This is a genomic window from Arthrobacter sp. S2(2024) (assembly GCF_036662515.1).
Classification (GTDB): Bacteria; Actinomycetota; Actinomycetes; order Actinomycetales; family Micrococcaceae; genus Arthrobacter.
Genome location: NZ_JAYKZI010000003.1, coordinates 465289 through 488943, shown reverse-complemented (window position 1 = coordinate 488943; position 23655 = coordinate 465289). Strand labels below are relative to the sequence as shown.

At 65.0% G+C, this 23655-nt stretch carries 24 protein-coding genes; 8 read left to right on the top strand and 16 right to left on the bottom strand.

Annotation, left to right across the window (positions count from 1 at the left end; translation table 11 throughout):
- The first annotated feature begins 34 nt into the window (after nt 1-34).
- Complete coding sequence (locus VLA65_RS08785; RefSeq protein WP_148667581.1) at nt 35-679, top strand: hypothetical protein; 645 nt, start codon at nt 35-37, stop codon at nt 677-679.
- A gap of 26 nt (nt 680-705) precedes the next feature.
- Here the strand turns inward: VLA65_RS08785 and VLA65_RS08780 are convergent, their stop codons facing one another.
- Nucleotides 706-1605, bottom strand: a complete 900-nt coding sequence (locus tag VLA65_RS08780) for a transglycosylase domain-containing protein (protein WP_332602261.1) — start codon at nt 1603-1605, stop codon at nt 706-708.
- Between the two features lie 290 nt (nt 1606-1895).
- Here VLA65_RS08780 and VLA65_RS08775 point away from each other — a divergent pair, with 290 nt between their 5' ends.
- A complete protein-coding gene (locus VLA65_RS08775; protein ID WP_332602260.1) occupies nt 1896-2795 on the top strand; it encodes a diacylglycerol/lipid kinase family protein in 900 nt (299 codons plus the stop codon).
- Between the two features lie 95 nt (nt 2796-2890).
- Nucleotides 2891-3157 (top strand): GlsB/YeaQ/YmgE family stress response membrane protein, encoded by a 267-nt coding sequence (locus VLA65_RS08770; RefSeq protein WP_059388932.1) that lies wholly within the window; start codon nt 2891-2893, stop codon nt 3155-3157.
- A gap of 21 nt (nt 3158-3178) precedes the next feature.
- On the opposite strand, the gene VLA65_RS08765 is transcribed toward VLA65_RS08770, so the two are convergent.
- Nucleotides 3179-3478 carry a muconolactone Delta-isomerase family protein gene (locus VLA65_RS08765; RefSeq protein WP_307053787.1) on the bottom strand — a complete coding sequence of 100 codons (300 nt, stop codon included), beginning with the start codon at nt 3476-3478 and terminating at the stop codon, nt 3179-3181.
- Between the two features lie 152 nt (nt 3479-3630).
- On the opposite strand from VLA65_RS08765, the gene VLA65_RS08760 reads away from it, so the two are divergent.
- Nucleotides 3631-4557 (top strand): LysR family transcriptional regulator, encoded by a 927-nt coding sequence (locus VLA65_RS08760; RefSeq protein WP_284989127.1) that lies wholly within the window; start codon nt 3631-3633, stop codon nt 4555-4557.
- Nucleotides 4558-4604: 47 nt separating this feature from the next.
- Here VLA65_RS08760 and VLA65_RS08755 read toward each other — a convergent pair whose 3' ends face one another.
- Genes VLA65_RS08755 through VLA65_RS08715 form a run of 9 tightly spaced genes read right to left on the bottom strand, consistent with a single transcriptional unit; the run spans nt 4605 to nt 14717 of the window.
- Nucleotides 4605-5705 carry an ABC transporter permease gene (locus tag VLA65_RS08755; RefSeq protein ID WP_332602259.1) on the bottom strand — a complete coding sequence of 367 codons (1101 nt, stop codon included), beginning with the start codon at nt 5703-5705 and terminating at the stop codon, nt 4605-4607.
- The gene (locus VLA65_RS08750; protein WP_307053790.1) at nt 5705-6814 is read right to left on the bottom strand and encodes an ABC transporter permease; all 1110 of its coding nucleotides are present in this window, start codon (nt 6812-6814) and stop codon (nt 5705-5707) included. Before VLA65_RS08750 ends, VLA65_RS08755 begins: the two co-directional genes overlap by 1 nt.
- Complete coding sequence (locus VLA65_RS08745) at nt 6811-7749, bottom strand: ABC transporter ATP-binding protein (RefSeq protein ID WP_332602258.1); 939 nt, start codon at nt 7747-7749, stop codon at nt 6811-6813. The genes VLA65_RS08750 and VLA65_RS08745 overlap by 4 nt, the downstream gene beginning before the upstream one ends.
- Entirely contained in the window at nt 7742-9031 is a 1290-nt protein-coding gene (locus VLA65_RS08740; RefSeq protein WP_332602257.1) for a vWA domain-containing protein, read from the bottom strand. Before VLA65_RS08740 ends, VLA65_RS08745 begins: the two co-directional genes overlap by 8 nt.
- On the bottom strand, nt 9024-9965 hold the full coding sequence (locus tag VLA65_RS08735; RefSeq protein WP_284989122.1) for an AAA family ATPase: 942 nt from the start codon (nt 9963-9965) through the stop codon (nt 9024-9026). The genes VLA65_RS08740 and VLA65_RS08735 overlap by 8 nt, the downstream gene beginning before the upstream one ends.
- Nucleotides 9952-10905 (bottom strand): XdhC family protein, encoded by a 954-nt coding sequence (locus VLA65_RS08730; RefSeq protein WP_332602256.1) that lies wholly within the window; start codon nt 10903-10905, stop codon nt 9952-9954. The genes VLA65_RS08735 and VLA65_RS08730 overlap by 14 nt, the downstream gene beginning before the upstream one ends.
- 1 nt (nt 10906) lies before the next feature.
- Nucleotides 10907-13300 (bottom strand): aerobic carbon-monoxide dehydrogenase large subunit, encoded by a 2394-nt coding sequence (locus VLA65_RS08725; protein ID WP_307053794.1) that lies wholly within the window; start codon nt 13298-13300, stop codon nt 10907-10909.
- Nucleotides 13297-13833: a (2Fe-2S)-binding protein gene (locus VLA65_RS08720; RefSeq protein ID WP_284989119.1), complete on the bottom strand. Its 537-nt coding sequence runs from the start codon at nt 13831-13833 to the stop codon at nt 13297-13299. Before VLA65_RS08720 ends, VLA65_RS08725 begins: the two co-directional genes overlap by 4 nt.
- Before the next feature lie 5 nt (nt 13834-13838).
- A complete protein-coding gene (locus VLA65_RS08715) occupies nt 13839-14717 on the bottom strand; it encodes an FAD binding domain-containing protein (RefSeq protein ID WP_332602255.1) in 879 nt (292 codons plus the stop codon).
- Nucleotides 14718-14931: 214 nt separating this feature from the next.
- Between VLA65_RS08715 and VLA65_RS08710 the strand changes: the two genes are divergently transcribed.
- The 4 genes from VLA65_RS08710 to VLA65_RS08695 all read left to right on the top strand — a co-directional run bounded on the left by VLA65_RS08710 (nt 14932) and on the right by VLA65_RS08695 (nt 17662).
- Nucleotides 14932-15258 carry a YciI family protein gene (locus VLA65_RS08710; RefSeq protein ID WP_113990748.1) on the top strand — a complete coding sequence of 109 codons (327 nt, stop codon included), beginning with the start codon at nt 14932-14934 and terminating at the stop codon, nt 15256-15258.
- Nucleotides 15259-15298: 40 nt separating this feature from the next.
- Nucleotides 15299-16642 (top strand): RNA polymerase sigma factor, encoded by a 1344-nt coding sequence (locus tag VLA65_RS08705; protein WP_332602254.1) that lies wholly within the window; start codon nt 15299-15301, stop codon nt 16640-16642.
- Complete coding sequence (locus tag VLA65_RS08700; protein ID WP_059389936.1) at nt 16639-16977, top strand: YciI family protein; 339 nt, start codon at nt 16639-16641, stop codon at nt 16975-16977. The genes VLA65_RS08705 and VLA65_RS08700 overlap by 4 nt, the downstream gene beginning before the upstream one ends.
- Before the next feature lie 79 nt (nt 16978-17056).
- Nucleotides 17057-17662 (top strand): DUF1326 domain-containing protein, encoded by a 606-nt coding sequence (locus VLA65_RS08695; RefSeq protein ID WP_284989115.1) that lies wholly within the window; start codon nt 17057-17059, stop codon nt 17660-17662.
- 184 nt (nt 17663-17846) lie between these two features.
- Here the strand turns inward: VLA65_RS08695 and VLA65_RS08690 are convergent, their stop codons facing one another.
- The 5 genes from VLA65_RS08690 to VLA65_RS08670 form a co-directional block, all read right to left on the bottom strand.
- Nucleotides 17847-19568, bottom strand: coding sequence for a CocE/NonD family hydrolase (locus VLA65_RS08690; protein ID WP_332602253.1), 1722 nt, complete (start codon nt 19566-19568; stop codon nt 17847-17849).
- Nucleotides 19561-20529, bottom strand: coding sequence for an MBL fold metallo-hydrolase (locus VLA65_RS08685; protein ID WP_332602252.1), 969 nt, complete (start codon nt 20527-20529; stop codon nt 19561-19563). Before VLA65_RS08685 ends, VLA65_RS08690 begins: the two co-directional genes overlap by 8 nt.
- The gene (locus VLA65_RS08680; protein WP_332602251.1) at nt 20526-21467 is read right to left on the bottom strand and encodes an alpha/beta hydrolase; all 942 of its coding nucleotides are present in this window, start codon (nt 21465-21467) and stop codon (nt 20526-20528) included. Before VLA65_RS08680 ends, VLA65_RS08685 begins: the two co-directional genes overlap by 4 nt.
- Nucleotides 21464-22618: an FAD-dependent oxidoreductase gene (locus tag VLA65_RS08675; protein WP_332602250.1), complete on the bottom strand. Its 1155-nt coding sequence runs from the start codon at nt 22616-22618 to the stop codon at nt 21464-21466. The genes VLA65_RS08680 and VLA65_RS08675 overlap by 4 nt, the downstream gene beginning before the upstream one ends.
- Before the next feature lie 69 nt (nt 22619-22687).
- Nucleotides 22688-23641: a phosphotriesterase family protein gene (locus VLA65_RS08670; protein WP_332602249.1), complete on the bottom strand. Its 954-nt coding sequence runs from the start codon at nt 23639-23641 to the stop codon at nt 22688-22690.
- Between the last annotated feature and the right edge of the window lie 14 nt (nt 23642-23655).

Here is a 23655-nt window from a genome sequence, read left to right as displayed (position 1 = left end):
GCCCGCGAGGCAGGACAGGCGTTGAATGTGCCTTATGGTCGATTGGGTTCTGATCTCCAACCTCGGCACCGCCCTCGGTACGACGGTTCTCGCCGTCGCGACGTTCATCTCCACGAGATCGGCCAACCGATCCGCGCGGCTGGCCGAGCGTGCCCTGCTGAACGGATTGCGCCCGATCCTGCTGCCCTCCAACTGGTCTGACGCGCCGCAGAAAGTGCGGTTCATGGAAGGCAAGTGGATGGTGGTGCGCGGTGGCCACGCCACGCTGGAGATCAGCAGCAACGCCGTGTACTTGTTGATGTCTGTGCGCAATGCCGGTGCAGGAGTGGCGGTCCTGCATGGTTGGCACCTGCCACCGGACGCCAGGGCTCCGCTGGCGCCTGTGGAAGAGTTCCACCGGCTGACCCGGGACATCTACGTGCCTGCCAACGACGCCGGATTCTGCCAGGTTGCGATCCGGGACCCTGAGTCGGCCGACTTCCGCAACGCCACCGCGGGAGCAGCCGGAGAAGGCTTCACGGTCGATGTCCTCTACGGAGACGCCGAAGGCTCGCAGCGCGTTGTGTCCCGCTTCTTCATCACGCCCGGACCCGGCGGAGCGGGCCACGACGACGACGTCGACTGGCTGCTGATGGTCTCGCGCCACTGGAACCTGGACTTGCCAGCGCCGCGCGGCTGAACCCGGGTACGGCGCCGGCCGCGTTCCTAGCCGGCTTCGCTTTGGATCCGGTCCTTCACGCTTTGGGGCATGGTTGAGCACGCGTCGTTGTCGGAGCGCTGGCCGGCATGGCTGTCGGCAGTGTCTGTGATGCCGATCGTTCCAACGGCCGCTTGCCATCCGCCCAGGCCATCGAGTTGCCGGGGGACCCAGACGTTCGCGGCGCCGTTCACAAGGTTCCACACGGCAGGGTTGACGCCTGTGCCGAGGTAGATGCCTCCGCTGGGATCCCGCCTGACCAGATCCGGCAGCGGAAGGACGCCCATCAGCTGGGCCGACTGGTAATCGGACATGTTCCACGGTGGTGTTCCGAAGTAGTACCAGCTTGCGGCGCAGACCCCGTACAGATGGGGACCGAACTGGGCATAGTTCAGGTAGAGCTCCAAGGTGCGCTGAGGGCTCAACGTGTAGCTGAACTGAGTTGCCAGGACGGCTTCAATTCCCTTGCGGACGGCATTCTGGTCGTCCCAAAGGAAAATGTTCTTGACCAACTGCTGGGGGATGGTGGAACCGCTGGGGTCCGCCTTTCCCTGGAAGTACGCCTGCGCCCTCGCCTGGAGGTCTCCGACGTCGAAGGCTCCGCTGCGCGTGCCGAGCTGTTCGTCCTCATGGGCGATGGTCGCCGCCAGCAAGTGCCGGCTCATGTGGTTGATCGAGACGAACTGGTAGACGTTGGGTTCACCCGCTTCCAGCATGTAGGCGGTGCGCGGTGGGGTCACGCCCATGCTGAACATGAAAGCGACGATTTGGACCAGAACAAGCGGGGCGATCAGCGCCAAGAGGAGCTTGCGGCGCCACTTCCCTTTGGATCGTTTGGCCTTCTTGCCATCCGGGGGTACCGGCGGCTGGGCCCGATCCGGCTCTTGCGGCTCCAGCGGGACAGGCACCGGGGAGCTGATGACTTTGGCCCGGGCAGGATAAGGGCGGCCCGCTGAAGGAGGTCTTCCTGGCTGCGGACGCCGAGGCGGGGTCGGTGGTGTTGGAGTGTCCATCGGCCTGCCTTTGCTTCTCGTCCCGCGCGGTTACCCCTGGATGGGGGGAGAGGATGGCACGAGAGTCTACCGGGCCTTGCTGATTGTTCCGTCCAGCTAAGTTGGCCGGAACCCGGTCCTTAGCGTGCAGGAGAAGATTGTAAGTACACTTACCGAAGTCATCACGAGCGAATATCGGAGCGGCAATGACTTCTGCACGGACCTTTGAATCGATCGTCATTATTTTTAATCCCAACAGCACGGGGGATGCACGCAGGCTGGCTGAGGGTCTCCACAACGAGCTGGAGAATCTTCTCAGCTACACCGCGGACATCAGGCTCCAGCCAACCGCCCATGCTGGCCATGCCGTCGAGCTGGCGCGCGACGCTGTGAGCGGTGGCGGGGATGTGTTGGTGGTTTCCGTCAGTGGTGACGGCGGCTACAACGAGGTTGTCAACGGCGTAATGCAAGGAGGCAACCCCCAGGCGGTGTGCGCGGTGCTGGGGGCGGGCAATGCCAATGATCACAGGCGGAGCACGGGCACCCAGCCGCTCGGGGAGGCGATCGCCGCGGGCAGGGTGCGGAGCATCGATTTGCTGCGCGTGCACACGGGAAAGGGGTCGGGCTCGCCGGGGGAGTACGCGCACTCGTATGTCGGCTTCGGGCTGACCCCGGTAATGGCGATTGACCTGGAAAAGGGCGGCAAGGGCGCCATGAAGGAAATGGTCTCCGTGATCCGGACCTTCTCGAAGTTCGAGCCCTTCGAAATACGCCTGGCCGACGGCAAGCGCCGCCGTTTGGACAGCCTCGTGCTCGCCAACATTCCGGAGATGGCCAAGTATGCCACGCTCAGCGACGCCGACGACAAGCTCGCTGACGGAAAATTCGAAGTGGTCCTCTTTGCCCACAAGCCAAAGTGGCGGGTCCTCTTGACGGCGCTGCGGGCGGCTACCAAGGGGCTGGGGGACCAGCCCAGCGTGAGCAGCTACTCGTTCACCACCCTCAAGCCCCTGATCTACCAGATCGACGGTGAAGTGAAATCCGTTGACGCGGACGTGCCGGTCAGGATTGAGTGCGCACCGGCGGCCCTCTCCACCCTGGGATAGGAGGGCGCGGGGCCTTGCCTGCCAGTAAGCATGCTGATTGACTCAGAGGCGAAGCGCCGGACTGGCGCTCGTCTTCGTTGCAAAGGAGATGCACCATGGGACTTCTCGCTTTTCTTCTGCTCGGCCTGATTGCGGGCGCCATCGCAAAGGCCATTCTTCCTGGACGGCAAGGCGGCGGCTTGCTGCTTACCCTCCTTCTAGGAGTTGTCGGGGCGTTTCTTGGTGGTTGGATCGGTTCCCTCGTCTTCGGTGGTGGGCTGGGAGACTTCTTCGATCTGAGGACCTGGCTGCTGTCCATCCTGGGGGCCGTCATCGTGCTGCTGATCTTCGGCCTATTCAGAGGACGTCGAAGCAGGGTCTAGACGTGGATGGCCCGCAGATGGTCAGGCCTTCGCCGGCACAGGATCGTTCGGGTGTGGATTCAGTGGCGTGATCTCCACGGTCATCCACACGTGCAACGGGAGCGAGGCAAGGATTTCCTTGAGATCGGCTTCAGTGTCGGCGCTCCAGAGGCCGACAGTGCGCCACTCGCCCGGCTCTGTGGGCGGCCGCCACAATCGCAGGAGGTGGCCCATCTGCGCGAGTTCGGCAGCGCGGATAGCCTCGCGATCCTTGGTGGAGTCGACCGTCGATTCCGGCGTTCCATGCGGGACGTTCGTGGTGAGGGTGGTGAGGAATTCCATCGGACTGATTTCTTTTTTGTTGTGTGATTGTTGGCCTGCGGGCGGGTGCCCTTTCTCTGAGTCAACCCGAGTCCACGTCTGCGGTCCACGACTTGTATCCGAGCACTGGTAGGCCCCGCCTCCCAGCGGTCATTCCGGCGTACAATCAACCCGTGGAACTCCGGCAGCTCACCTACTTTGTCGCTGTCGCCGAGGAGCTGCATTTCGGTCGAGCCGCAGAGCGGCTCCACATTGCCGGCCCGTCGCTGTCCCAGCAGATCATCAACCTTGAGCGCGAGCTCGGGACTCAGCTCCTCATCCGTGATCGCAGGCATGTCGAGTTGACGCCCGCCGGCAGCGAGTTCCTGACTGACGCCCGCGAGGTGTTGGCCGCTGCCACGCGAGCGTTCGATCGGGCTCGCAACGGAGACCGACAGTTGCCGCTGCGGCTGGGCTATGTCAGTTGGCTTCCCCCGGGGATCGCGACAATGCCCACCCTTCGGATCCGTATCGACGAGTGGGTCCTGCCATCCCATACCCAAGCGGCGCGGGTGGCCGAAGGCAGCCTCGACCTCGCCATCGCGTGGATTGAGAATGCCGACGTCGTGCGGCAGAACCTGGTGGCCGAGCTCCTAATGTACGAGCGACTGCAGGCGGTCATGCCAGGCGCCCACCACGCGACCCGTCACGACAGCGTGCCAGCAGCCGAGCTCACGGTTCTCGTCGATGTTGACGAAGCGTCCTGGGACTCGTGGAACCGCTATGCGTTGGCCTTCGCGAAGGCCAGCGGGGCGTCCGTCACACACATCGACGACGGTGGCATTACCGGACCGGCATTCTTCGAACATGTGGCTCGTTTGAGGCGGCCAGTGCTGCAATCGCCTAAACGCCATGCGGCGCCGATGCCACCCACCTTGACCCGCCGGCCCGTCACGTCCCCGGTACCGCTGTGGGCATGGGACTTGCTGCATCGCGCGGATGACACACGGCCTATCGTCACGGGCGCGATCCGAACGTTGATCGACGGTGCATCGGCGGCTGGGTGGCGAATCCCCCCGACCGAAACCCACTGGCCCCCAACCACTGAAAAGCAAGCATGAAACGTTTCGCACACCTAGGTCAAGGGAACTGAGGCAGCCACCGGAGCCTAATAATCGACGAGCCGCCGCCGGAGGGACACCGTCCCCAAGACGAGTCCGACGGCGGCCGTAGCCAGCAGTACCGCCAGGTCGCGGCCGAGGTTGTCGGTCGATTGGTAGAAGATCGCGGCCTCCAAGGCATCCACGCCATAAAACGTTGGTGTGAAATGCGCTATGGCCTGGATCCAATCCGGCAGGAAGGCTGCAACACTGATTCCTCCGCTGAGGAAAAACAGGTAGATGGAGAGGTTGATGCCTGCCCCGGCAACGGCTGAAAAGCGTCGCAGCGCGCCTCCCAAAGCGGTCCCAAGCCCCGCGGCCGCCACCGCGATCAATCCGATCGCGGCCAGAGCCGGCAACCAATACCAGCCGGCAGGCCGGAGCACCCCAAAGGCGAACGACAAGGCCAGCACCACCGCCGCCACGAGCATTGTCGTTACCCAGCACGCCAGGATTTTGCCGGCAATCAGTGTCCCGCGGCCAATCGGCGAGAGCAACAGCGCCTTGATGGTCAGGTCTTCGAACTCGCGGGCCGCGGCCAACCCGCCGTTGACGATCCCCATGATCGTGAGAAGGAGCACGAGGATCGGCACGAGCTGGAACTGGACCAGGTCGACGTCGTGCGGCCTCAGGTCCGATTCGGACACGCCGACCATGATCGGAGTGTCCGGCTGGCCGGCATAAAAATTCGTAATAGCGGCTGGCACTGAACGGCGCAGATCGTTGGTGAAGTCGAGGTTCAGGTTGTTGATCTGCACGCTGACGGGGTCGGACCGCTGTGCCCGGTAGTCGTCGTCGAACGTGGCGGGCACGGTAATGACCGCCGCAACATGAAGGGTGTCCAGCAGCTGGGTGGCTTCAGAGGGAGTTGCCCGCTGGACGCGGAAGGCGTCCGAGTTCTCAAGGATCGAGACGAGTCTCTGCGCTTGCGGCCCGCTGTCCTCGACCACCAGGGCGACCGGGTTCCGGCCGACCGCGCCGGCCACTACGAAGATGATCAGCAGGAACGCGACGGGCGGCAGCAGGCTGGCCAGAATCGCCGACGGCGTGCGGAACCAGGTCAGGATGTCTTTCGCCGCAATAGCGAGCACGGCACGCCCGGACGCCATCAGTGCCTCGCCCCCCGCCGGCTGAACACGAAGGCCGCGAACCCTACGGCCACCACGGTGAAGCCCGCCAGCACGATCGCGTCGACAGTCAGGCCCTGCGGAGCCGTCTGGTAGCCGTGGAAGGCGTGCTGCAAAGCGGCGATGGCATACGTGAGGGGCGATATCGCGGCGATCCCGCCCGGGATGGCACCCAGCCAGTTCGCCGGCCCGAACGGTCCACTCAAGAAAAACAGGGGAAGAACGGCCGCGATGGACAAGGGGATTGCCTGCTGCCTCCGGCGGACCAGCGTCCCGACGAGGACGCCGAGGGCGAGGAACGCTGCCAGTATCAGGAGTCCGAAGCCCAATACTTCGAGGGGATGGAGCGGATGGACTCCGATAAACAGGACCACGACGGCGAGTAGCAGCAGCGCGGACGCCGCCGCGAGGACCGCGGCTCCCAGTACCTTGCCTACCCCGATGGTCAAACGGCTCACAGGCGCCAGCGCGAGTTCCTTGATGGTCCCGAGCTCGTAGTCCCTCGCGGTATTGACGCTGCCTTGTAGTTGGGACGCGAGCATCAGGCCGGCAACCATGATGCTCACGGCGAGGTACGGAATGTAGCCGGTGTCCTGGGCATGGACGTCGGATTCGCGGGCGGTCACTACTACTTGGTCCGGGAAGGCGTCCGCGTAGAAGGACGTGATGGACAGCGGCACGGCCCGGCGGATGTCGTTGGTGAAGTCGACGTTCAAGTTGTTGACTTCCACGGGAATCTCGATCCGCGCTCGGGCGGCAAGTGCGGCGTCGAACTCTTGCGGCACGGTGACGACGGCGACGATGCTGCCGGAGTGGATCTCGCTCTCCGCTTCGGCGGGGGTTGCGGTGTGGATGATGAACGAATGCGAGCCGTCCATGGCCTGGACGAAGCGTTGCGCGAGCGGTCCGTGGTCGTTCATCACGACGGCGATCGGTGCCTGGCCCCCGCTGATCGCAAAGAGGAGGAAGAGCAGCAGGAAGTTGATCGGGATGAGGACGCCGATGATCGCGAAGAGCGGCTCCCGGAGGGTGAGGCGGATGTCCGTCGCCGCCACGGCCCGTATCACGCGGAGGTCATGGCGGAGGCTCATTCCCGGAGCTCCTTGCCTGTCAGGCTGAGGAAAACCTCGTCGAGGCTCGGCTCGCGGCTCTGGATCTCCTCAAGGCTCGTGGAATCGACGACGGCGGTCACCACCCTGCCGGTGACATCGGAACCGCCTTCCACAGTGACCTTCAGCGAGCCGTCGGATGTAACTGCCGAGACAACGCCGGGGAGCGCGAGGACCTTTTGAACGATGTCTTCCCCAGGCGCCGGATGGGTGCGCATTTCGACCACCGTGTCACCGAAGCTGCGCCGCAGCTTCGACGGCGAATCGAGCGCCACGAGCCGTCCGCGGTCGATGATGGCCAGGCGATCGCACAGGGCGTTCGCTTCCTCAAGGTAGTTGCTGGTGATGAGCACCGTGGTACCGCGGTCCTTAAGTTCGAGGATCCGGTCCCAGAGGGCATGCCTGCTCTGCACATCGACGCCGAGGGTCGGTTCGTCGAAGTAGAGCAACTCCGGTTCGTGGAGCATGGCCCGGACCAATGCCAGCCTTCGCTTCATGCCGCCGGAGAACGTGGCGACGCGGCTCTTCCGGCGCTCCTCCAATTGCGCCAACTCGAGGAGCGCGGTGATCTTCCGCTCAAGACCATGCCTGGGCACGTCGAAGAGATCGGCGTGGAACCGCAGGTTGGCCTCGGCCGTGAGTTCCTCGTACAGGGCGTTCTCCTGCGGTACGGTCCCGAGCGAGCGCCGGATCCCGCGTGGATCCTTCAGCAGATCGATGCCCAGCACCTTGACATGGCCGGAACTTGGGCGGCTGAGGCCGCTGATCATGTTGATGATGGTCGTTTTGCCTGAGCCGTTGGGCCCCAGAAGGCCGAAAATCTCCCCGCGCTCCACCTGCAGGCTGAGATCGTGGACGGCGGTGAGGGAACCGAAACGCTTGGTCACACCTACGAGCTCGATGGCCGTTTCATTCATGCTTCTTCCTCCCCGTGCTGGCGGGTTGCACAGCCGCCACTCGAGACGGGCGCGACGGGCGCGGCCGCTCGGCGCGAATCGCGGCGGCCGCTTCCGTCAAAGCGGCGTAGTTGTGCCCGCTCACGAAGGCGTCACAATAGGGCAGCGCAGCGGCCATCCCGCCTGCCAAAGGTTGGTAGCCGGTGCCAGCCTTCCTCGGATTAACCCAGACGATCCGGTACGCAAGGCGTCGCAACCGCGCCATCTGGGCTTCCACCAATTCCGGCGCGTCCTGGGCCCAACCGTCGGAGAGCACCACAACCACCGCGCCCCGTGCCAGCCCGCGGCGTCCATGGCCGTCGACGAAATGCCGGAGGCTCTCCGCCAGCCTGGTGCCACCCGCCCAGTCCGGGGCGGCTGCGGCTCCGAGGGCCAGGGCCTCGTCGGCATTCCGGTTCGAAAGCTGCCGGGTCAGCCTGGTCAGCCGGGTGGAAAACACAAACGCCTCGGCTTGGGCACCGGCCACCGCTCCCTGAACCAGGGACAGGAAGACCTGTGTATACGGTTCCATGGACCCGGATATATCGCACAGGAACACCAAGCGGCGCGGACGCGCGCGACGGCGGGAGTAGACCAAGGAGCTTGCGTCGCCGCCGGTGCGCCGGGCCGCGCGGATGGTGCGCCGGAGGTCGAGCTTCGCACCGTTGTGGGCCCATTGGCGTGTCCGACGGCTGCGGCGCTCAGGGGTTGCCAGCACGATGCGCCGCACCAGCTGGCGCACCTGGGCAGTTTCTTCGGGGGTGAGCTCGGCGAACGACTTCGCATGCAGGTGCTCGTCAGCGGAGGCCATGGCCAGGATGGCCTCGAACCCGGGTGCGTTGGATTCGTCGTCGTTCCCTACGCCGGGGACGGCGAGGGGTGCCCGCGACGCCGGGACGTGGCCGTCGGCACGTGCCAGGCGTCGCTCGCTTACAGCGGCCCGGGCGTGCTCCGCCGCGCCGATTGCTGGAGGACTGTTGGCATCACCGCGGGTGTCTGCCGGATCGAGCATCCCGTCAAATGCCGCCGAAAAGACGGCATCGAATGCCGGCAGTTGCTCATGCGAGGAGACGAGCGCCACCCGGCAGGTCCAGTACAGCGGCTCACGCGCAGTAGGAGGAACGATCCGGAGCGCCTGGGCCAGCCAGCCCGCACGGTCCGGGGAACTCGGCATCCCTGCACGGCGCAGGGCCATGCTGAACCCCACCGCCAAAGCCGCCGCATCGACGCCCGCCAGGCCATCACTCGGCGCGTACTCAGGCATTGCCGCCCGCCACCCATCCCGGGCCGCGGGCCCACGCAAGGTCCAGGTCATCGCGATTCTTCAGGACCGAACCCCAGGTCTGATTCACCGCAACCGGATCCAGCCGGTCGACGCCAAGCACAGTGAGGGCGGACACCCAGTCGATTGCCTCCGCGATCCCCGGAGGTTTGGCCAAGTCCAAGGATCGCAGCCTGGTGATGGCAGCTGCGGCATCCAGGGCGAGTGGCTCGGCGCTCCCAGGCACCCTACGGCGAACAATCGCGGCGATCCGCTCCGGCCGGGGGTAGTCAATCCAGTGGTACAGGCAGCGCCGGGTCAATGCGTCGTGCAGGTCCCTGGTCCGGTTGGAGGTCAGGACGACGACGGGCGGGTGCGTGGCGCGGATAGTGCCCAGCTCAGGAATAGTCACGGCGGCTTCGGCCAGCAGCTCGAAGGTGAAGGCCTCGAACTCCGCGTCGGCCCGGTCGATCTCATCCAGTAGCAGGACGGCGGGACGCGGGCCCGGATGCTCGATCGCCTTCAGTAGCGGGCGACGCAGCAGGTACTGTTCCCCGAAGAGGTCGGCCTCCTCCATACGGACGTCCCGGACTTCCGCCAATCGGATGCCCAGGAGCTGGCGTTGATGGTTCCACTCGTAGAGCGCCTCGCCCACGTCGATGCCCTCGTAGCACTGCAAGCGATACAGGGGAGTGTCGAGCACCTTCGCCAGTGCCTTCGCCGCCTCGGTCTTCCCGACGCCGGCCTCACCCTCCAGCAGGATGGGTTGCGGCAAGCGGACGGACAGGAACAGTGCGGTCGCCAGTCCGACGTCGGCAAGATAGTCGCCGTCGTCGAGCGCGGACGTGAGCGCGGAAACGTCCGGGACAAGACGCCGCACCTCGTCTTCCGCGCCTGCCCTCACCGGCCCGGAGGTCCGGGGCTCAGGACGCGGCATATCGTTCCGGATCGGCGAGGAAGGCCCTCCTGCATCCAGGGGAACAGAAGTAGTACGTCGTTCCGGCATATTCGGCGTGCAGCGTGGACTCCACGGCCGCGACGCTCATGCCGCAGACGGGATCCACGGCGCTCGCAGGTTCGGCGCTCGCCGGCACCGGATCCGCCGTCGCAGCCTCTACGGTCGCAGCCTCCGGAGTCGTCGTGTCCACAGTCCGGCCGAGGTGGCGCACGGACACTAGCTCGGCCAAGATCGACAGCGCGATCTCGGCAGGAGTCCGGCCGCCCAGCAGCAGCCCCGCCGGGCTGTGCACGCGCGCACGCTGGCCGTCGTCGACGTCGAGCGAGGCCAGGACGGCGGCGCCGCGCGTGCGGCTTGCGACAAGGGCGACGTACGGCACCCCTAGCCGGAGCGCGGCCTCCAATGCGGGTTCCTCGTCCCGGCCCTGCGACGCGACGATGAGGGCGGCGTCGTCGGCCCGCGGTTCCGCCGTGGCTCCGTCGCTGAGTTCCATGTCCAGGTCGAGGATGGCACCCAAGGCACCCAACGCTTGTGCCACGGGGGTCCCGCCGACCACCACCACCCGGGGAGCGGGCATTTGCGGCTCGAGGAAGATCTCCACGGCGCCGCCGCTGAGGCAGGGGTTTGAAACCTCGACGGCGCCCTCCTCGCGGGTGCGGGACGGTTCACCGGGGACGACGCGCAGCAACAGGGGTTCGTGCTTGGAAAGCGTCTGCAGGCCGTATTCGCGCACGGACGCCTCGACGCACGTGCCACCCAGGAACCCGTCGATGTCCCCGTTGGCCAGCACCAGGGCGGTGTCCCCGGCGTGGGCGCTGGTGGGGTGCTGCGCGCGGACCACCGTGGCACGCACAAACGGTTCCCGGCGCTCCACAAGTTCCTGCACCTTAGCGGCCAAGGCTTCTCCGTGCAGCGGCATGTCACACCGGTGGCCTGGCCCGGCCCTGCATGGCCTCCCACACCCGGGCCGGCGTGCACGGCATATCCATGTGGGTCACTCCATATGGCGTCAAGGCATCCACGATCGCATTGACGATGGCCGGCGGGGACCCGACCGTGGCGGATTCACCGATGCCTTTGGCGCCGATGGGGTGGTGCGGCGATGGCGTGACGGTGAACCCGGTCTCCCAGTCGGGGACTTCCATCGCCGTCGGGATGAGGTAGTCCATGAACGAGCCGCTGAGGCAGTTGCCCTCCTCGTCGAACGCGATGATTTCCATGAGCGCCATCCCGACGCCGTCGGTCAGCCCGCCGTGGACCTGGCCTTCGATGATCATCGGATTGATCCGGGTCCCGCAATCGTCCACCGCGATGAAGCGACGGACCTTGACGTGGCCGGTACCGGCGTCGACGTCCACCACGCAGATATAGGCGCCGAACGGGAACGTCAGGTTGGGAGGGTCATACGTCACCTCCGCGTCGAGGTTACCGTCGATGCCCTCCGGGAGGGCCACCGTGCCGTGGGCGCCGAAGGCGATCTCGGCGATCGTCTTGCCGGCGCTTGGATCGCCCTTGACGAACCAGCGGCCCTTTTCCCACTCGAGGTCCTCGGGCCGGGTCTCAAGCATCGCAGCGGCAATGAACCTCGCCTTGTCCCGTACCTTCCGCGCCACCAGCGCTACCGCGCCGCCGCTGACCGGCGTCGAGCGGCTCCCGTAGGTGCCCAGGCCGAAGGGGGTCTGATCAGTGTCGCCGTGGACGACGTCGATGCTCTCAGGCGGGATGCCGAGTTCCTCCGCCACGATCTGGGCGAACGTGGTTTCGTGGCCCTGCCCCTGGCTTTGCACCGAGATCCTGACGACGGCCTTGCCGGTGGGATGGACGCGGAGTTCCGCGCCGTCGGCCATGCCGAGTCCCACGATGTCAAAATGCTTACGGGGCCCGGCGCCGACGGTCTCAGTGAAGAACGACACGCCGATGCCCATCAGCTCGCCGCGCTCCCGCTTTTCGAGTTGCTCGCGCCGGAGATCCTCGTACCCGGCCATTTGCATGGACAGCCGCATGGCAGGCTCGTAGTTGCCGGAGTCGTAGATCCAGCCGGTCTTGTTGGCGTAGGGGAACTGCTCGGGTTTGATGAAATTCTTCAGCCGGAGCTCTGCCGGATCCATCTCGAGTTTCCGGGCCAGGATGTCCACCATGCGCTCCACGAGGTAGACCGCTTCCGTCACGCGGAAGGAACAGGCATAGGCGACGCCACCGGGGGCCTTGTTGGTGTAGACACCAGTGACCTTGCAGTAGGCCGCCTTCAGGTCGTAGCTCCCGGTGAAGATGGAGAAGAAGCCGGCCGGGGTCTTGGTGGGCTGCGCGGTTGCATTGAATGCACCGTGGTCTGCCAGCACGTTGGTCCGGACTGCCAGGATCTTGCCTTCCTTGGTGGCTGCGATCTCGCCCTGCATGATGTAGTCGCGGGCGAACGACGTGGACATCAGGTTCTCCGAGCGGTCCTCCACCCATTTCACGGGCTTGCCGGTGACAATCGAGCCGACGACGGCCAGGACATAGCCGGGATAGATGCCCACCTTGTTGCCGAAGCCCCCGCCGATATCGGGGGAGACGATCCGGATCTTGTGCTCCGGAATGCCGGCGACTATCGCATACAGCGTCCGGTGGGCATGCGGGGCCTGGGTCGTTTCGTAGAGGGTCAGCCTGCCGTCGATCGGATCGAAGTCCGCCACGGCGCCGCAGGTTTCCATGGGCGCCGGGTGCACTCGGGGGTACACAACCTCCTGGGCGACGACGACGTCGGCAGCGGCGAACACCGCCTCGGTTTCGGCCGCATCGCCGATCTCCCAATCGAAGATCCGGTTGTCCGTCCGGCCCTCGATATCGTCGCGGATGACCGGCGCGCCGGGATCGAGGGCGCGGCGGGCATCAATCACCGGAGGCAACATGTCGTATTCGACGTCGATCAGCTCCAAGGCGTCCCGGGCGGCGTAGCGGTCCTCCGCGACCACGAAGGCGACTTCCTGGCCCTGGAAGCGGACCTTGTCCGTGACGAGGACTGCCTGGACGTCCGCGGACAGGGTGGGCGCCCACGCGAGGTTGAGGGCCTGCAGGTCCTTGCCGGTGATGACGGCGAGGACCCCGGGATGCGCCAATGCTTCGGACGTGTCTATGGAAACCAGTCGGGCATGCGCAACGGGAGCGCGCAGAATGGCCCCATGCAACATGCCGGGCAGCACAATGTCGTCGAGGTAATTGCCCTTGCCGCGGACGAACCGCGGGTCCTCCTTGCGCTGGAGGCGGCCGAACCCGATCGGGCGGCCCGGGTCTCCGGCCGCCGGGTTGGGTGCATGCTCCTGGACTGTGGTCATGCCGTCACCTCTTCTTCGATGGTCCCTCCGGCACCGCCGTCGTCCGCCTGGGCGTCCGTCTCAGCGTCCCAACCGGGCGGGTGGGCTGCGGCCCACTTCACCGAGCGGACGATCGTCGCGTAACCGGTGCACCGGCAAATCTGGCCGGAAATGGCTTGGCGGATCTCGCCGTCGTCGGGATGCGGGTTGCGGTCCAGCAGGGCCCTGGCCGTGAGCATCATGCCTGGAGTGCAGAATCCGCATTGCAGGCCGTGCTCCTCCATGAACCCCTGCTGCACCGGATCGAGCGTGCCATTGACGGCCAGTCCCTCGACGGTCCGAATGTCGTGCCCGTCGGCCATGGCTGCCAGCACGGTGCATGATTTCACCGGTTGTCCGTCCATCAGGACCACGCAGGTTCCGCAGTTGCTCGTGTCGCATCCCCAGTGCGTGCCGGTCAATCCAAGGTTTTCGCGGATGAAGTGGACCAGCAACACGCGGGGTTCGATCTCCCGGGTCACCTTGTCCCCGTTGACCGTCATGCTGACCTGCATTGCTTTCAGCCTTCCTGTGCGCCTGCCGCGCGTGCACAAGCACGGCGCAGGACCCTGCGGGTGAGTTCATCGGCCAAGTGCCGTTTGTAGTCGACTGGCCCGCGCTGGTCGTCCACCGGGTGGCAAGCGGCTGCTGCGATGCGGGCAGCCTCGGCGAACAGGTCTTCCTGCGGCTGCTGTCCGCGGAGCACGGCTTCGGCCTCGGGGATAGTGCCGTCCAGCCCGACCGCCGTCAGCCCGATGGCGGCCTCCTCTACCGTGCCGTCTGCGGAAAGCCCGACGGCGGCCCCGGCCGCGACGACTGCCCAGTCACCCACCCGGCGCTCCACTTTTTCATAGGCGCTGCCCGAGCGCAGGCGGATCGTGAAGCGGACTTCGTACAACAGTTCGTTTTGCGCCACGGCGGTTTCGTAAGGGCCGCGGTGGAAATCCGACATCGCGACGATCCGTTCGCCGTCGGACCCGCGGATCACGGCCTCGGCGCGCAGGACATCGCAAACGGTAGACAGGTCTTCGGCCGGATCCGCTTGGCAGAGCGAGCCGCCGATCGTTCCACGGTTGCGGACCACAGGGTCCGCGATCACCTGCTCGGCGTCGCGGAATATCGGAAAGAGCTCGGCGACTTCGGCTGACTCGAGGAGCGCTGTGTGGCGGGTTAACGCGCCCACACGCAACTGCTCGCCTTCCCTGCGGATGAATTCCAGTTCCGTCAGGTCGTTGATGTCGATCAGCCACTCCGGCCGCGCCAGGCGCAGCTTCATCATCGGCAGCAAGCTGTGCCCGCCGGCGATGATGCGCGACTCGGGACCGTGGCGTTCGAGGAGGGACAGCGCGTTTGCGACGTCGCTCGCGCGCTCATAATCAAATGGACCCGGAATCTGCATTGTCCACCCCTTAGGGGCCAGACGTCCTGCACCTCGTAGGACGCGGACCTATGATCAGTCTTGCCCGCGTCATTGTGGGTGTCAACATAGTCAAGGGGCAAGATCACAGCCATTTTGACCCGAAAAAAGAATTTCCCAGGCAGTGTCCTTTTCGCGACGTCCCGCCCGTCGTCATGGTGTATCAACCCGAGAAGAAGGAGTCATCGTGGAGTACATGCTTTTCATTTGCAACGACCCGGCAGCGCCGGAATATGTCGCCGCCGAGGACAATATCGTTGAATGGGTGGCCGAGATGGAAGCCCGCGGCGTAACCCGTCACGGTGACCGGCTGCGTCCCGTCGAGGACGCCACCACCGTCACGGTGCGGGCGGGCGAAGTGGTTGTCTCGGACGGGCCGTTTGCGGAGACGAAGGAGTGGATCGCGGGCTACGACGTCATCGCGTGTGCCGATCTCGATGAGGCCATCGAGGTGGCGTCCAAGCATCCCATGGCACGATTCGGCAAGATCGAGATCAGGCCAGTGTGGCCGCTGGGGCTGTAGCGGTTCGCCCGGCGTCCGGCGTCTTGAGCGGGGAGATGAAATGGCGAGAGAACTGACGGATGCCCGGACCGCCGTCGAGGCTGCCTCCGCCGAGGAGAACGCCCGGATCACCGCAACCCTCATCCGGGTGACGGGAGACTGGAGCCTGGCGGAGGATTGCGTCCAGGACGCGTTCGCAAAGGCATTGGTCGACTGGCCGGAGCACGGCGTTCCGCGGAACCCCGGGGCTTGGCTGACCACAGTGGCGAGGAACAGGGCGATCGATCGCATGCGGAGTGCGGCCAGCGAAAAGAGGGCTGTCCGTGAACTCGCGATCATCGCCCAACTCGAAGGCCTGGGGGATGGGGGCAGCAATGATCCGGGTGCGGAAGACGACCGGCTGCGGCTGATCTTCACCTGTTGCCACCCTGCCCTCCCGCTCGACGCAAGGGTTGCGTTGACGCTGCGTACCGTCGCAGGGCTGACGACGGGTGAGATTGCGCGTGCGTTCCTCGTCTCGGAGGCAACCATGTCAAAGCGGCTGGTCCGCGCACGGGCCAAGATACGTGACGCAGGAATCCCGTATCGGGTACCGCCCCCGGAGCTGAGAGCCGAACGCACGTCCGGGGTCCTGGCGGTGCTCTATCTCATGTTCAACGAAGGCTATTCCGCCACGGGCGGCGATTCCTTGATCCGGGAGTCCCTTGCGCGGGAAGCGATTCGCCTCAACCGCTTGCTCGTTTCGTTGCTTGCCGGTTCACAGCAGGAACCGGAGGCCATGGGCCTCCTCGCGCTCATGCTGTTCCACCATGCCCGGCGAAGCTCTCGAACGGACGCGGCGGGAGACTTGGTGACGTTGGAGGAGCAGGACCGCGAATCGTGGGACCACGCTGAGGTTGCCGAGGCCGTTGCGCTCCTTGCCGCTGCCGAACGGCTTGGCATTTCACACCGATCCCGGCCAGGGAGCTACCGTGTCCAGGCCGCTATTGCGGCATGCCATATGACCGCCCGCACCCCAGGAAGTACAGACTTCGCCCGGGTGGCCTTGCTGTACGACTCCCTTGCGCAGATTGCGCCGTCGCCGGTTGTCGAACTCAACCGCGCTGTCGCCGTCGCAATGTCCCAAGGTCCGGAGGCCGGGCTGGCCCTCATCGAGCAACTGGACCGATCCCGCTCGCTCGAGGGGTACTACCTTCTGCCCGCCGCGAAAGCGGACCTCCTGAGGCGGCTCGGCCGAAGGTCGGAGGCGAGGGACGAATACCAGCGGGCCCGCGAACTCGCACCATCCGAGGCGGAACGCCGCTACCTTGGCAAACGCCTGGCGGAGACTGGTTCTGCGTCCTCGTCCTCATCTGAATCCACGCCGAATAGCAATGCGACATCCGCCGTCAAGGAGAAAAAATGAAACATCTCTTGCTGATTCAAAACAATTTCGACGCCTGGAACGCCCTTCCAGAGTCCGAGATCGACGCGATCATGGAGGCGCACACCTCCTTGCAGCAGGAACTCAGGGCCTCCGGAGAATTTGTGGAGGCTCATGAACTCGGTGAAGAAGCGAAGTTCGTGAGAAACAACGGCAGCGGGCCTACGGTGACGGACGGCCCGTTCATCGAGACGAAGGAAATCGTGGCCGGCTACTACGTGGTTGACTGCGTGGACATGGCAAGGGCTGTGGAGATCGCCGGCAAGTTCGGAGAGGCCAGGCTGTGGCCTATCGAGGTACGACCCATGGACCCGTGAGCGATCCGGAGAGCGTTGACACTGTTCCGGGCCGCGAGGAGACTTTTTTCTGGGGATGCCTCGCCGAAAGGAGCCCCAGATGTCGTGGCACGTCGAGGGTACGTATTTTGAGAATTGCAACTGCGACATGGTCTGCCCGTGTTCCACTTCAGGGCTGACCGCACCGGCGGATAACGATCGATGCAACGTGGCCCTGGCCTTTCATGTGGACACAGGTGAGGTAAACGGCGTCGACGTCGGTGGCCTGACGGTCTGCGTCGTCGCCGATACGCCTGCCCTCATGAGCGACGGGGGATGGAAACTCGGCGTGCTGATGGACGCCGCCGCCTCACCCGAGCAAGCCGAAGCGCTCGGCGCTGTTTTCGGTGGCCAGCTCGGCGGACCGATGGAGGGCCTCACACCCCTGATCGGTGAAATGGCGGGAATGGAATCCCTGGAAATCGCCTACACCGAAGACGGTCGTTCGCACCAGGTCCGCGTCGGCAGTGCCGTCGACTTGGCCGTTGAGGACTTCGTGTCTCCGATGGATGCCACAGGGCTGGGAGTGAAAGTCAGCGGGGTAGGATTCCCGGCGGACACCTTGGCCGCGGGCACAGCCAGCACGGCCCGCGTGGACGTGTTCGGGATGACCTGGGACAACGCCGGAAAGAACTCCTTCTCGGCTCCCTTTGCCTGGTCGGCCTAGGTGCCGCTTCCTGGACGCCCGCTCGCTTATACGGTCAAATTCCACGACGCTCGCTCTGATATGTCGTCAAATTCCGGGACGCTTGCTCACATCATGTGAGCGAGCGTCGACGGAAAGCACCCTAAAAGTGAGCGAGCGTCCGGGGACGCGAAGCTTAGTCAAGCGGTCCGACAACCCGGTGCGCTTAGCCGGCCACCGTCGTGAACGGCAAGACGAGCCGCGACTGGTGGGTGGCGTCGCGGTAGATCTTGTGCGTGACGGGGCGGCCTACCGGCAAGTGGAAGGCGTCAGGCGGGAGTAGTGCGTTGTGCTCGTCGGCCAGCGGCTCATCGTTGGACAGTTCAACCGTGAGGCGATGACCTGCCTTGAACGTGTTGGCGAACGGGTAGAGGCGCAGTACGTACTCCTCGATCGTCCCGGGCTCCACCGGCACTGATCGGGTGTGCGGGTGGTAGGGGTTGCCCTCGGTAGTCCGTTCGTGCAGTTCACGGTGCGATGCCTTGAGGTAGCCGGTGGTGATCAGCTGGCGTTTCCCGTTCGGCGCGGTGTCCCAGAGGCGCAGGATGAAGTTTGTGTCGATCTGGTCGATTTCCGCGAAGATGTGGGCCGCGCCGGCGCCGATGAGTTCAGAATCCTGCTCGAACGGCTGGGTGCTCCACGAGAGGATCTCCACCTTATCTGTCACCGTTAGCGGGGCCTGGTAGAAACCGTCGGGGGCGGCGTACTCCGCACCCATGGGCTCCGGCTCTTCCGACAGCTTGTGGCGCGGCCGGAGATAGAGGGACTTGTACTCGATGTCCTTCGGGGGCCACTGCCCGGCGGTCACCACTTCGCGCGAGCCCTCCACGAAGACGCTGACGGGCGGCTCGTCCATGACCCCGTTGTCGATGCCTTTGATCCAGTAGTCATACCACCGGAACATTTTGTCGTGCTCCTCGATGAAGGGGCGTGATTGCATGGGCGGGTAGGGGCCGATGGTCAGTTTTTTCGGGCCCTTGAGTGCGTTGTACAACTCGATGGTGCCGTCAAGGGTCCACCCGCGGCCTTGGTCGAGCTGCAGCCAGACCGGGATGTCGATGTTCGGGGCCAGCGTGATGGGGTTGCGTTCTTCGTACCATTCACCGTCCAGTTCGTTCATGACGATGTCGAACCAGGCCTCGTGGTTCTTGGGGTAGTTCAGTACATGGACCAGGTTCGGCCAGGCCGCGATGTCCGGATCCTCGAGGCGCTCGGCGACGAGCTTCTTGAGTTCCCCTGGAGAATGCTTCTCGATCATGCGGGACTTCACGTTGTCGGTGAACGCCCAGCCCGAGTCCCCTCCGCGTCCTTCGCGGGCGGCACGCGGCATGAACCACATGATGCCGCCGTGGTACGTCGTTTCATAGAAGTCGTAATGGCCGCCGGAGACGAAGATCGCCTTGAGGTGCGGCGGACGCTCGGCGGCGGCCAGAACCTGCATCGAACCGAAGTAGGAGATGCCCACCATGCCGACGTTCCCGTCGCACCATGGCTGCGCGGCGACCCATTCGATGAAGTCGTAGGCGTCCTGGCCAAGCGACACACCGCCGGCGTTGTAGTTGCCGATGTGCTCGCCGCCCGAGAAGCCCGAGCCTCGGAGGTCGCCGATGACATGGACGTAGTCCTCCTTGACGATCCTGGCGATGTCCCCGGCCTCGATGCAGCCGTCCCACATGGGGCTGGGACGCCGCTGCGGGGGAGTGGTGAGGGCAAGGGCCTGCAGCTCCTTGCCGTACGGGCTGAGTGCCACCAATGCCGGGCGCGGCTTGTTTTCGGGGCCGTGGTAGGCGTCCGCGGCGAGCTCGACGCCGTCCCGCATCGAGACCCGAAGGTCCTTGCGGACAGCTATGGATTGCCCGCTGGCATTCAGCAACTGAAAGTCATCCATGAGTGGTGGTCTCCTCATCTTCGATCAAATGGTCCAGCGACGTGCGGTACCCCTGCAGGGTGGTGAAGAACGGGGAGGGCTCCAGCGTGGGGTCCCCGTCGTATCCAAGCTCCTTTGCCACGGGGGTGAAGGGGGAGTAGGGCGAGTCCGTATCCTGCAGGCCGGATGCTATGCAGCCGTAGGCCGCTTTGCTGACACGGGCCTCGATGTCCAGGCTCCCTTGGAGCGCTTCTCTGGCTTGTCCGGCGTCGAGCTCGACGCCGTAGGGCGTGCCGTCCCTGCGGCGGTACGGGTGCCCCAGGTACAAGTGCCGTGGACGGACCTCATCGCGCAGGTACTCAAGGCTCGAGCGGTAGGCGGCCGGGTCCACGAACCCCGGAAAGCCGTTTGCCGCGCCGTGGATTTGGACCGCGTCGCCGACGAACACGTCATTCTGCCCGTCGAGGACGTAGGCCACCGACCCCGGGGTATGGCCCGGAAGCCAATGGACCGAAACCGTGGCGCCGCCGCCCAGCGGGATGCTCTCGCCTCCCCGCACCAACAGCGTCGGCTCCATCTCGCCCGAGATCACGGCATTCGTGGCCGCGGTGAGCTTCGCCTCGCCGTCGGGATCCTGCAGACACTGCGCCCGCCCGGAAAGGTATTCGTCCACATGGGCCCGGCGCGAGCGCAAGAACGGTGCGTCGGCCTCATGAATGACCACTTGGGCGCGCCGTCCGGTGAGCTCCCACAGGGCGTAGGCGCCGCCAATGTGGTCGATGTGTCCATGGGTCAGCAGGATCCAGCGGACGTCTTCGATCCGGCGTCCGATTGCCTCCAGTGCCGGCACCATGCCGTCGGCGGGGGAGGACGCGATCCCGGTGTCGACGATGGCCGGTTCAGCGGTGTCGATGAAGAAGCTGTAGAGGCCGGAGCGGCCCCACGGGGAGACGAGGGGATGTACAGCAAGCGGCTTCGTCATTGGCCGGTCCTCGCGTTCAGGAATTCGCCCGTCTCCTCGAATGCCCGGTACAGCTCCGGTATCCAGGAGAAGTGCTGGACAAAACCATGATTGGCGCCGGGGTAGCGGGTCACTTTTGTCTCGACGCCGGCCTCCGCCAAGCGCCGGCCATAGAGTTCGCCCTCGTCCCGGAGGGGATCATGCTCGGCGGTGATGACCAGCGCTGCCGGCAGCCCGGCGAGATCTTCCCGCTTGACGGGGGAGACACGGGGGTCTGCAGGGTCGGCCCCGTTCTCAAGGTAGAACGAGTTGAAGGGTTTGAGGCCCGCCGTCTCCAGCCCGTACCCTTCGGCGTTTTCGCGCAGTGAGGGGTAACGCTCGACGTCGAAATCCAGGTCCAGCGACGGGTAGAACAGGACCTGGTGGGTGATCCGGTTGAACCCGTCGTCGAGGGCTTTCGCGGCGACGGCGGCAACGAAGTTGCCTCCAGAGCTATCACCTGCGACGGCGAGGTTCTTCCCGTCCCACTTCAGGTTTCCGCCCTTCCCGGCCGCCCAGCGGACCACGCCGTAGCAGTCGTCAAGCCCTGCAGGGAACACGGCCTCGGGAGCCAAACGGTAGCCAACCGAGATGACCTTGTGTCCGGTTTCCTTCGCCAGGGCGCGTGCCACGTAGTCGTGGGTGTCCAGGCTGCCCAGGAAGAAGGCGCCGCCGTGGAAGTACACCAGCAGGCCATAGGAGTCGGCCTCCATCGGCGTATAGATCCGCACCGGCACTTCGCCCGACGACGTGACAGCCGTGGCGTCGTCCACCGAGTACAGCGGTAGCCGCTCCGCCAGCGGCGGGACCTGGGCTGCCTCGCCGGCGCGCATGGCTCGAGGGTCCAAGGGCGAACCATCGGGTGCCGGCAAAGTGGCCAGGACCTTGGCGATTTCCGGATGGATGGCCATGGCGTTCATGCCCTCGCTTCTGCTGTTACGGGCGCGCTGGCGGGCTTTTGCGACGTGGGCTTCTGACCCGGGAAGACATCGTTGACCTCTTCCTCGCTCCAGCCTTGACGGGAGATGCGCTGCAGCTCATCCGTCACCGGCTTGCGGGTTGCCTGGAACAGGGCCAGCGCCTCCTTGACCGTGGCGGCCTGGGTGAGCGCGTCGGCGAGTGCACCTGCGTCCTCAATGGCCGAGTTTGCGCCTTGTCCCTGGTGGTGCAACATGGAGTGCGCCGCGTCGCCCATGAGCACCACGGAGTCGGTGTGCCACGAGTCGACCGGGTCGATGTCGTAGACGGCGCGGACATTGACCGTGTTCATGTCGAGGCCCCTTGTGATGTTCACGATGCGCTCGTCGAATCCGCTGACGGTTTCCAGGAGGCTTTCCTTGCTCACCTTCGGCGCCCAGGTACCGTCCGGGTTCAGGGCAGTAATGTCGAAGGACACCTGGTTCCGGTGGCGAAGCGGCAACAGGTAGACCTTGGTGCCCTTGCCGATGTACATCCGTAGGTTGTCGTCAACCACCAGGCCGTGGGCGTCGTCGGCGGAAATGACCACACGGTAAGCGTGTTCTCCCGAGAACACGGGGCCTTTGTCGCTGAAGAGCTGCTCGCGGACCACGGATTTGATGCCGTCGGCACCCACCACGAGGTCTGCCTCGACGGTATTGCCGTTCGTGAAGCTCAGCACGGAACGGCCGTCCATTTCCTCGATCTTCTCGAGCTTGTGGCCCAGGTGCACCATTCCCTTCGGGAGCACGCCGAGCAAGGCCTCGATGAAGTCGCCCCGGTGGATGAGGTAGGTGTGGGCCTGCTCGCCGAACTCCGGCCATGTGTCCTTCAAGATCGGTGTTCCGCTGGCCGTGAGGATCTCGAAGTAGTCGCTCGGCGAACTGACCTTGGCGATAGCATCGAAGATCCCCCACCTGCTGAAACGGTCCATGGTGGCGGGACGTAATCCAATGCCGGCGCCAACCTCCCGCATCTGCGACGCTTGCTCGTACACGTTGACGTTCGCACCGAGCAGGCTCAGGGCTTTGGCCGCAGCTGCGCCCCCATACCCTGCGCCGACGATGGCGATGTTGAGGTTCTTGATGTCTTCAGCCTTCATTGTTTGGATCACTTTCTTGACTCTTCCTTGGCCTGGGACCAAGTCTGGAGAAGCGGGTAGATTGTGGTGCCCGTCCGGAAGTCAGGCGTCCAGCGACAGGAAGCCGGCCGGGTTGTCTTCGAGCAGAAGTTTGAGAGTGGCGTCGTCGATTCCCGCGGCGCGCATGTCGGGGATCATGTCCTCGAAGATGTAGTTGATGGTGTGGCCCTTGACCCCCGGCCAGCCCAGCGGGCTGCAATTCGCGTCCACCGAAACGAGCAGCTTGTCTGCGTAGCCCTTTTTCACGAGGGTCACGAAGTGCTGCATGCGTTCGGCGCGCTTGCGGCCCCAAAACGGGGGATCCGGAAGTTCGAGGTCGTAGCCGAAGGTATCGAAGCCGATTCGGCCGCCCTGCTCGTAGATCCAGTCATGCGGGGTGATCGGAGCGTTCAATCCGTCGTCGGCGTGGCCGAAGAGCACGCGGTCCAGGGAGAGGCCCTCTTCGTTGAAGATGGAAACCGCCGGCTCTGGATCGATGGCCAGGTGGGTCAGTATTGGCGCACCGGTGACGACGGCGGCGCGGGCCGCGGACCGGTAGATTCGTTTGTCCAGCTCTGTCATTCGTCCACCGCGGCTCACGCCCACCTTGATCACGCCGGCTTTGGCGCCGGTGTTTCCGATGCCCACGGTGATCTCGTGGATGAACACTTTCGCGAGGTAGTCCACGGTGGCGCGGGAGAAATGCGGCAGGGCGGTGTCGCCGCCGACGAACCCGGTGCAGGCCACAATGTGCACCCCGGTCTTCCGGGACAGGGACTTGTAGTAGTCGACGTCACGGCCGTTGCAGATACCCGTGGCGTCCACTAACGTGCCGCCGCCGTATTCGCGGAACTTTCGCAACTTCGGCACGGTTTCTTCATAGGCCTGTTCCGGGGTCTTCCACCATTTGCTGTCGAGTTCGGACCCGGGCATGCCGTACCCGATGTGTTCGTGGACCGCCACGATTTCCAGTTCTTCGGCCGGAATGGTTCCCAGCACTGTATTGACCTTGGTCATTCGTTCACCTCAGG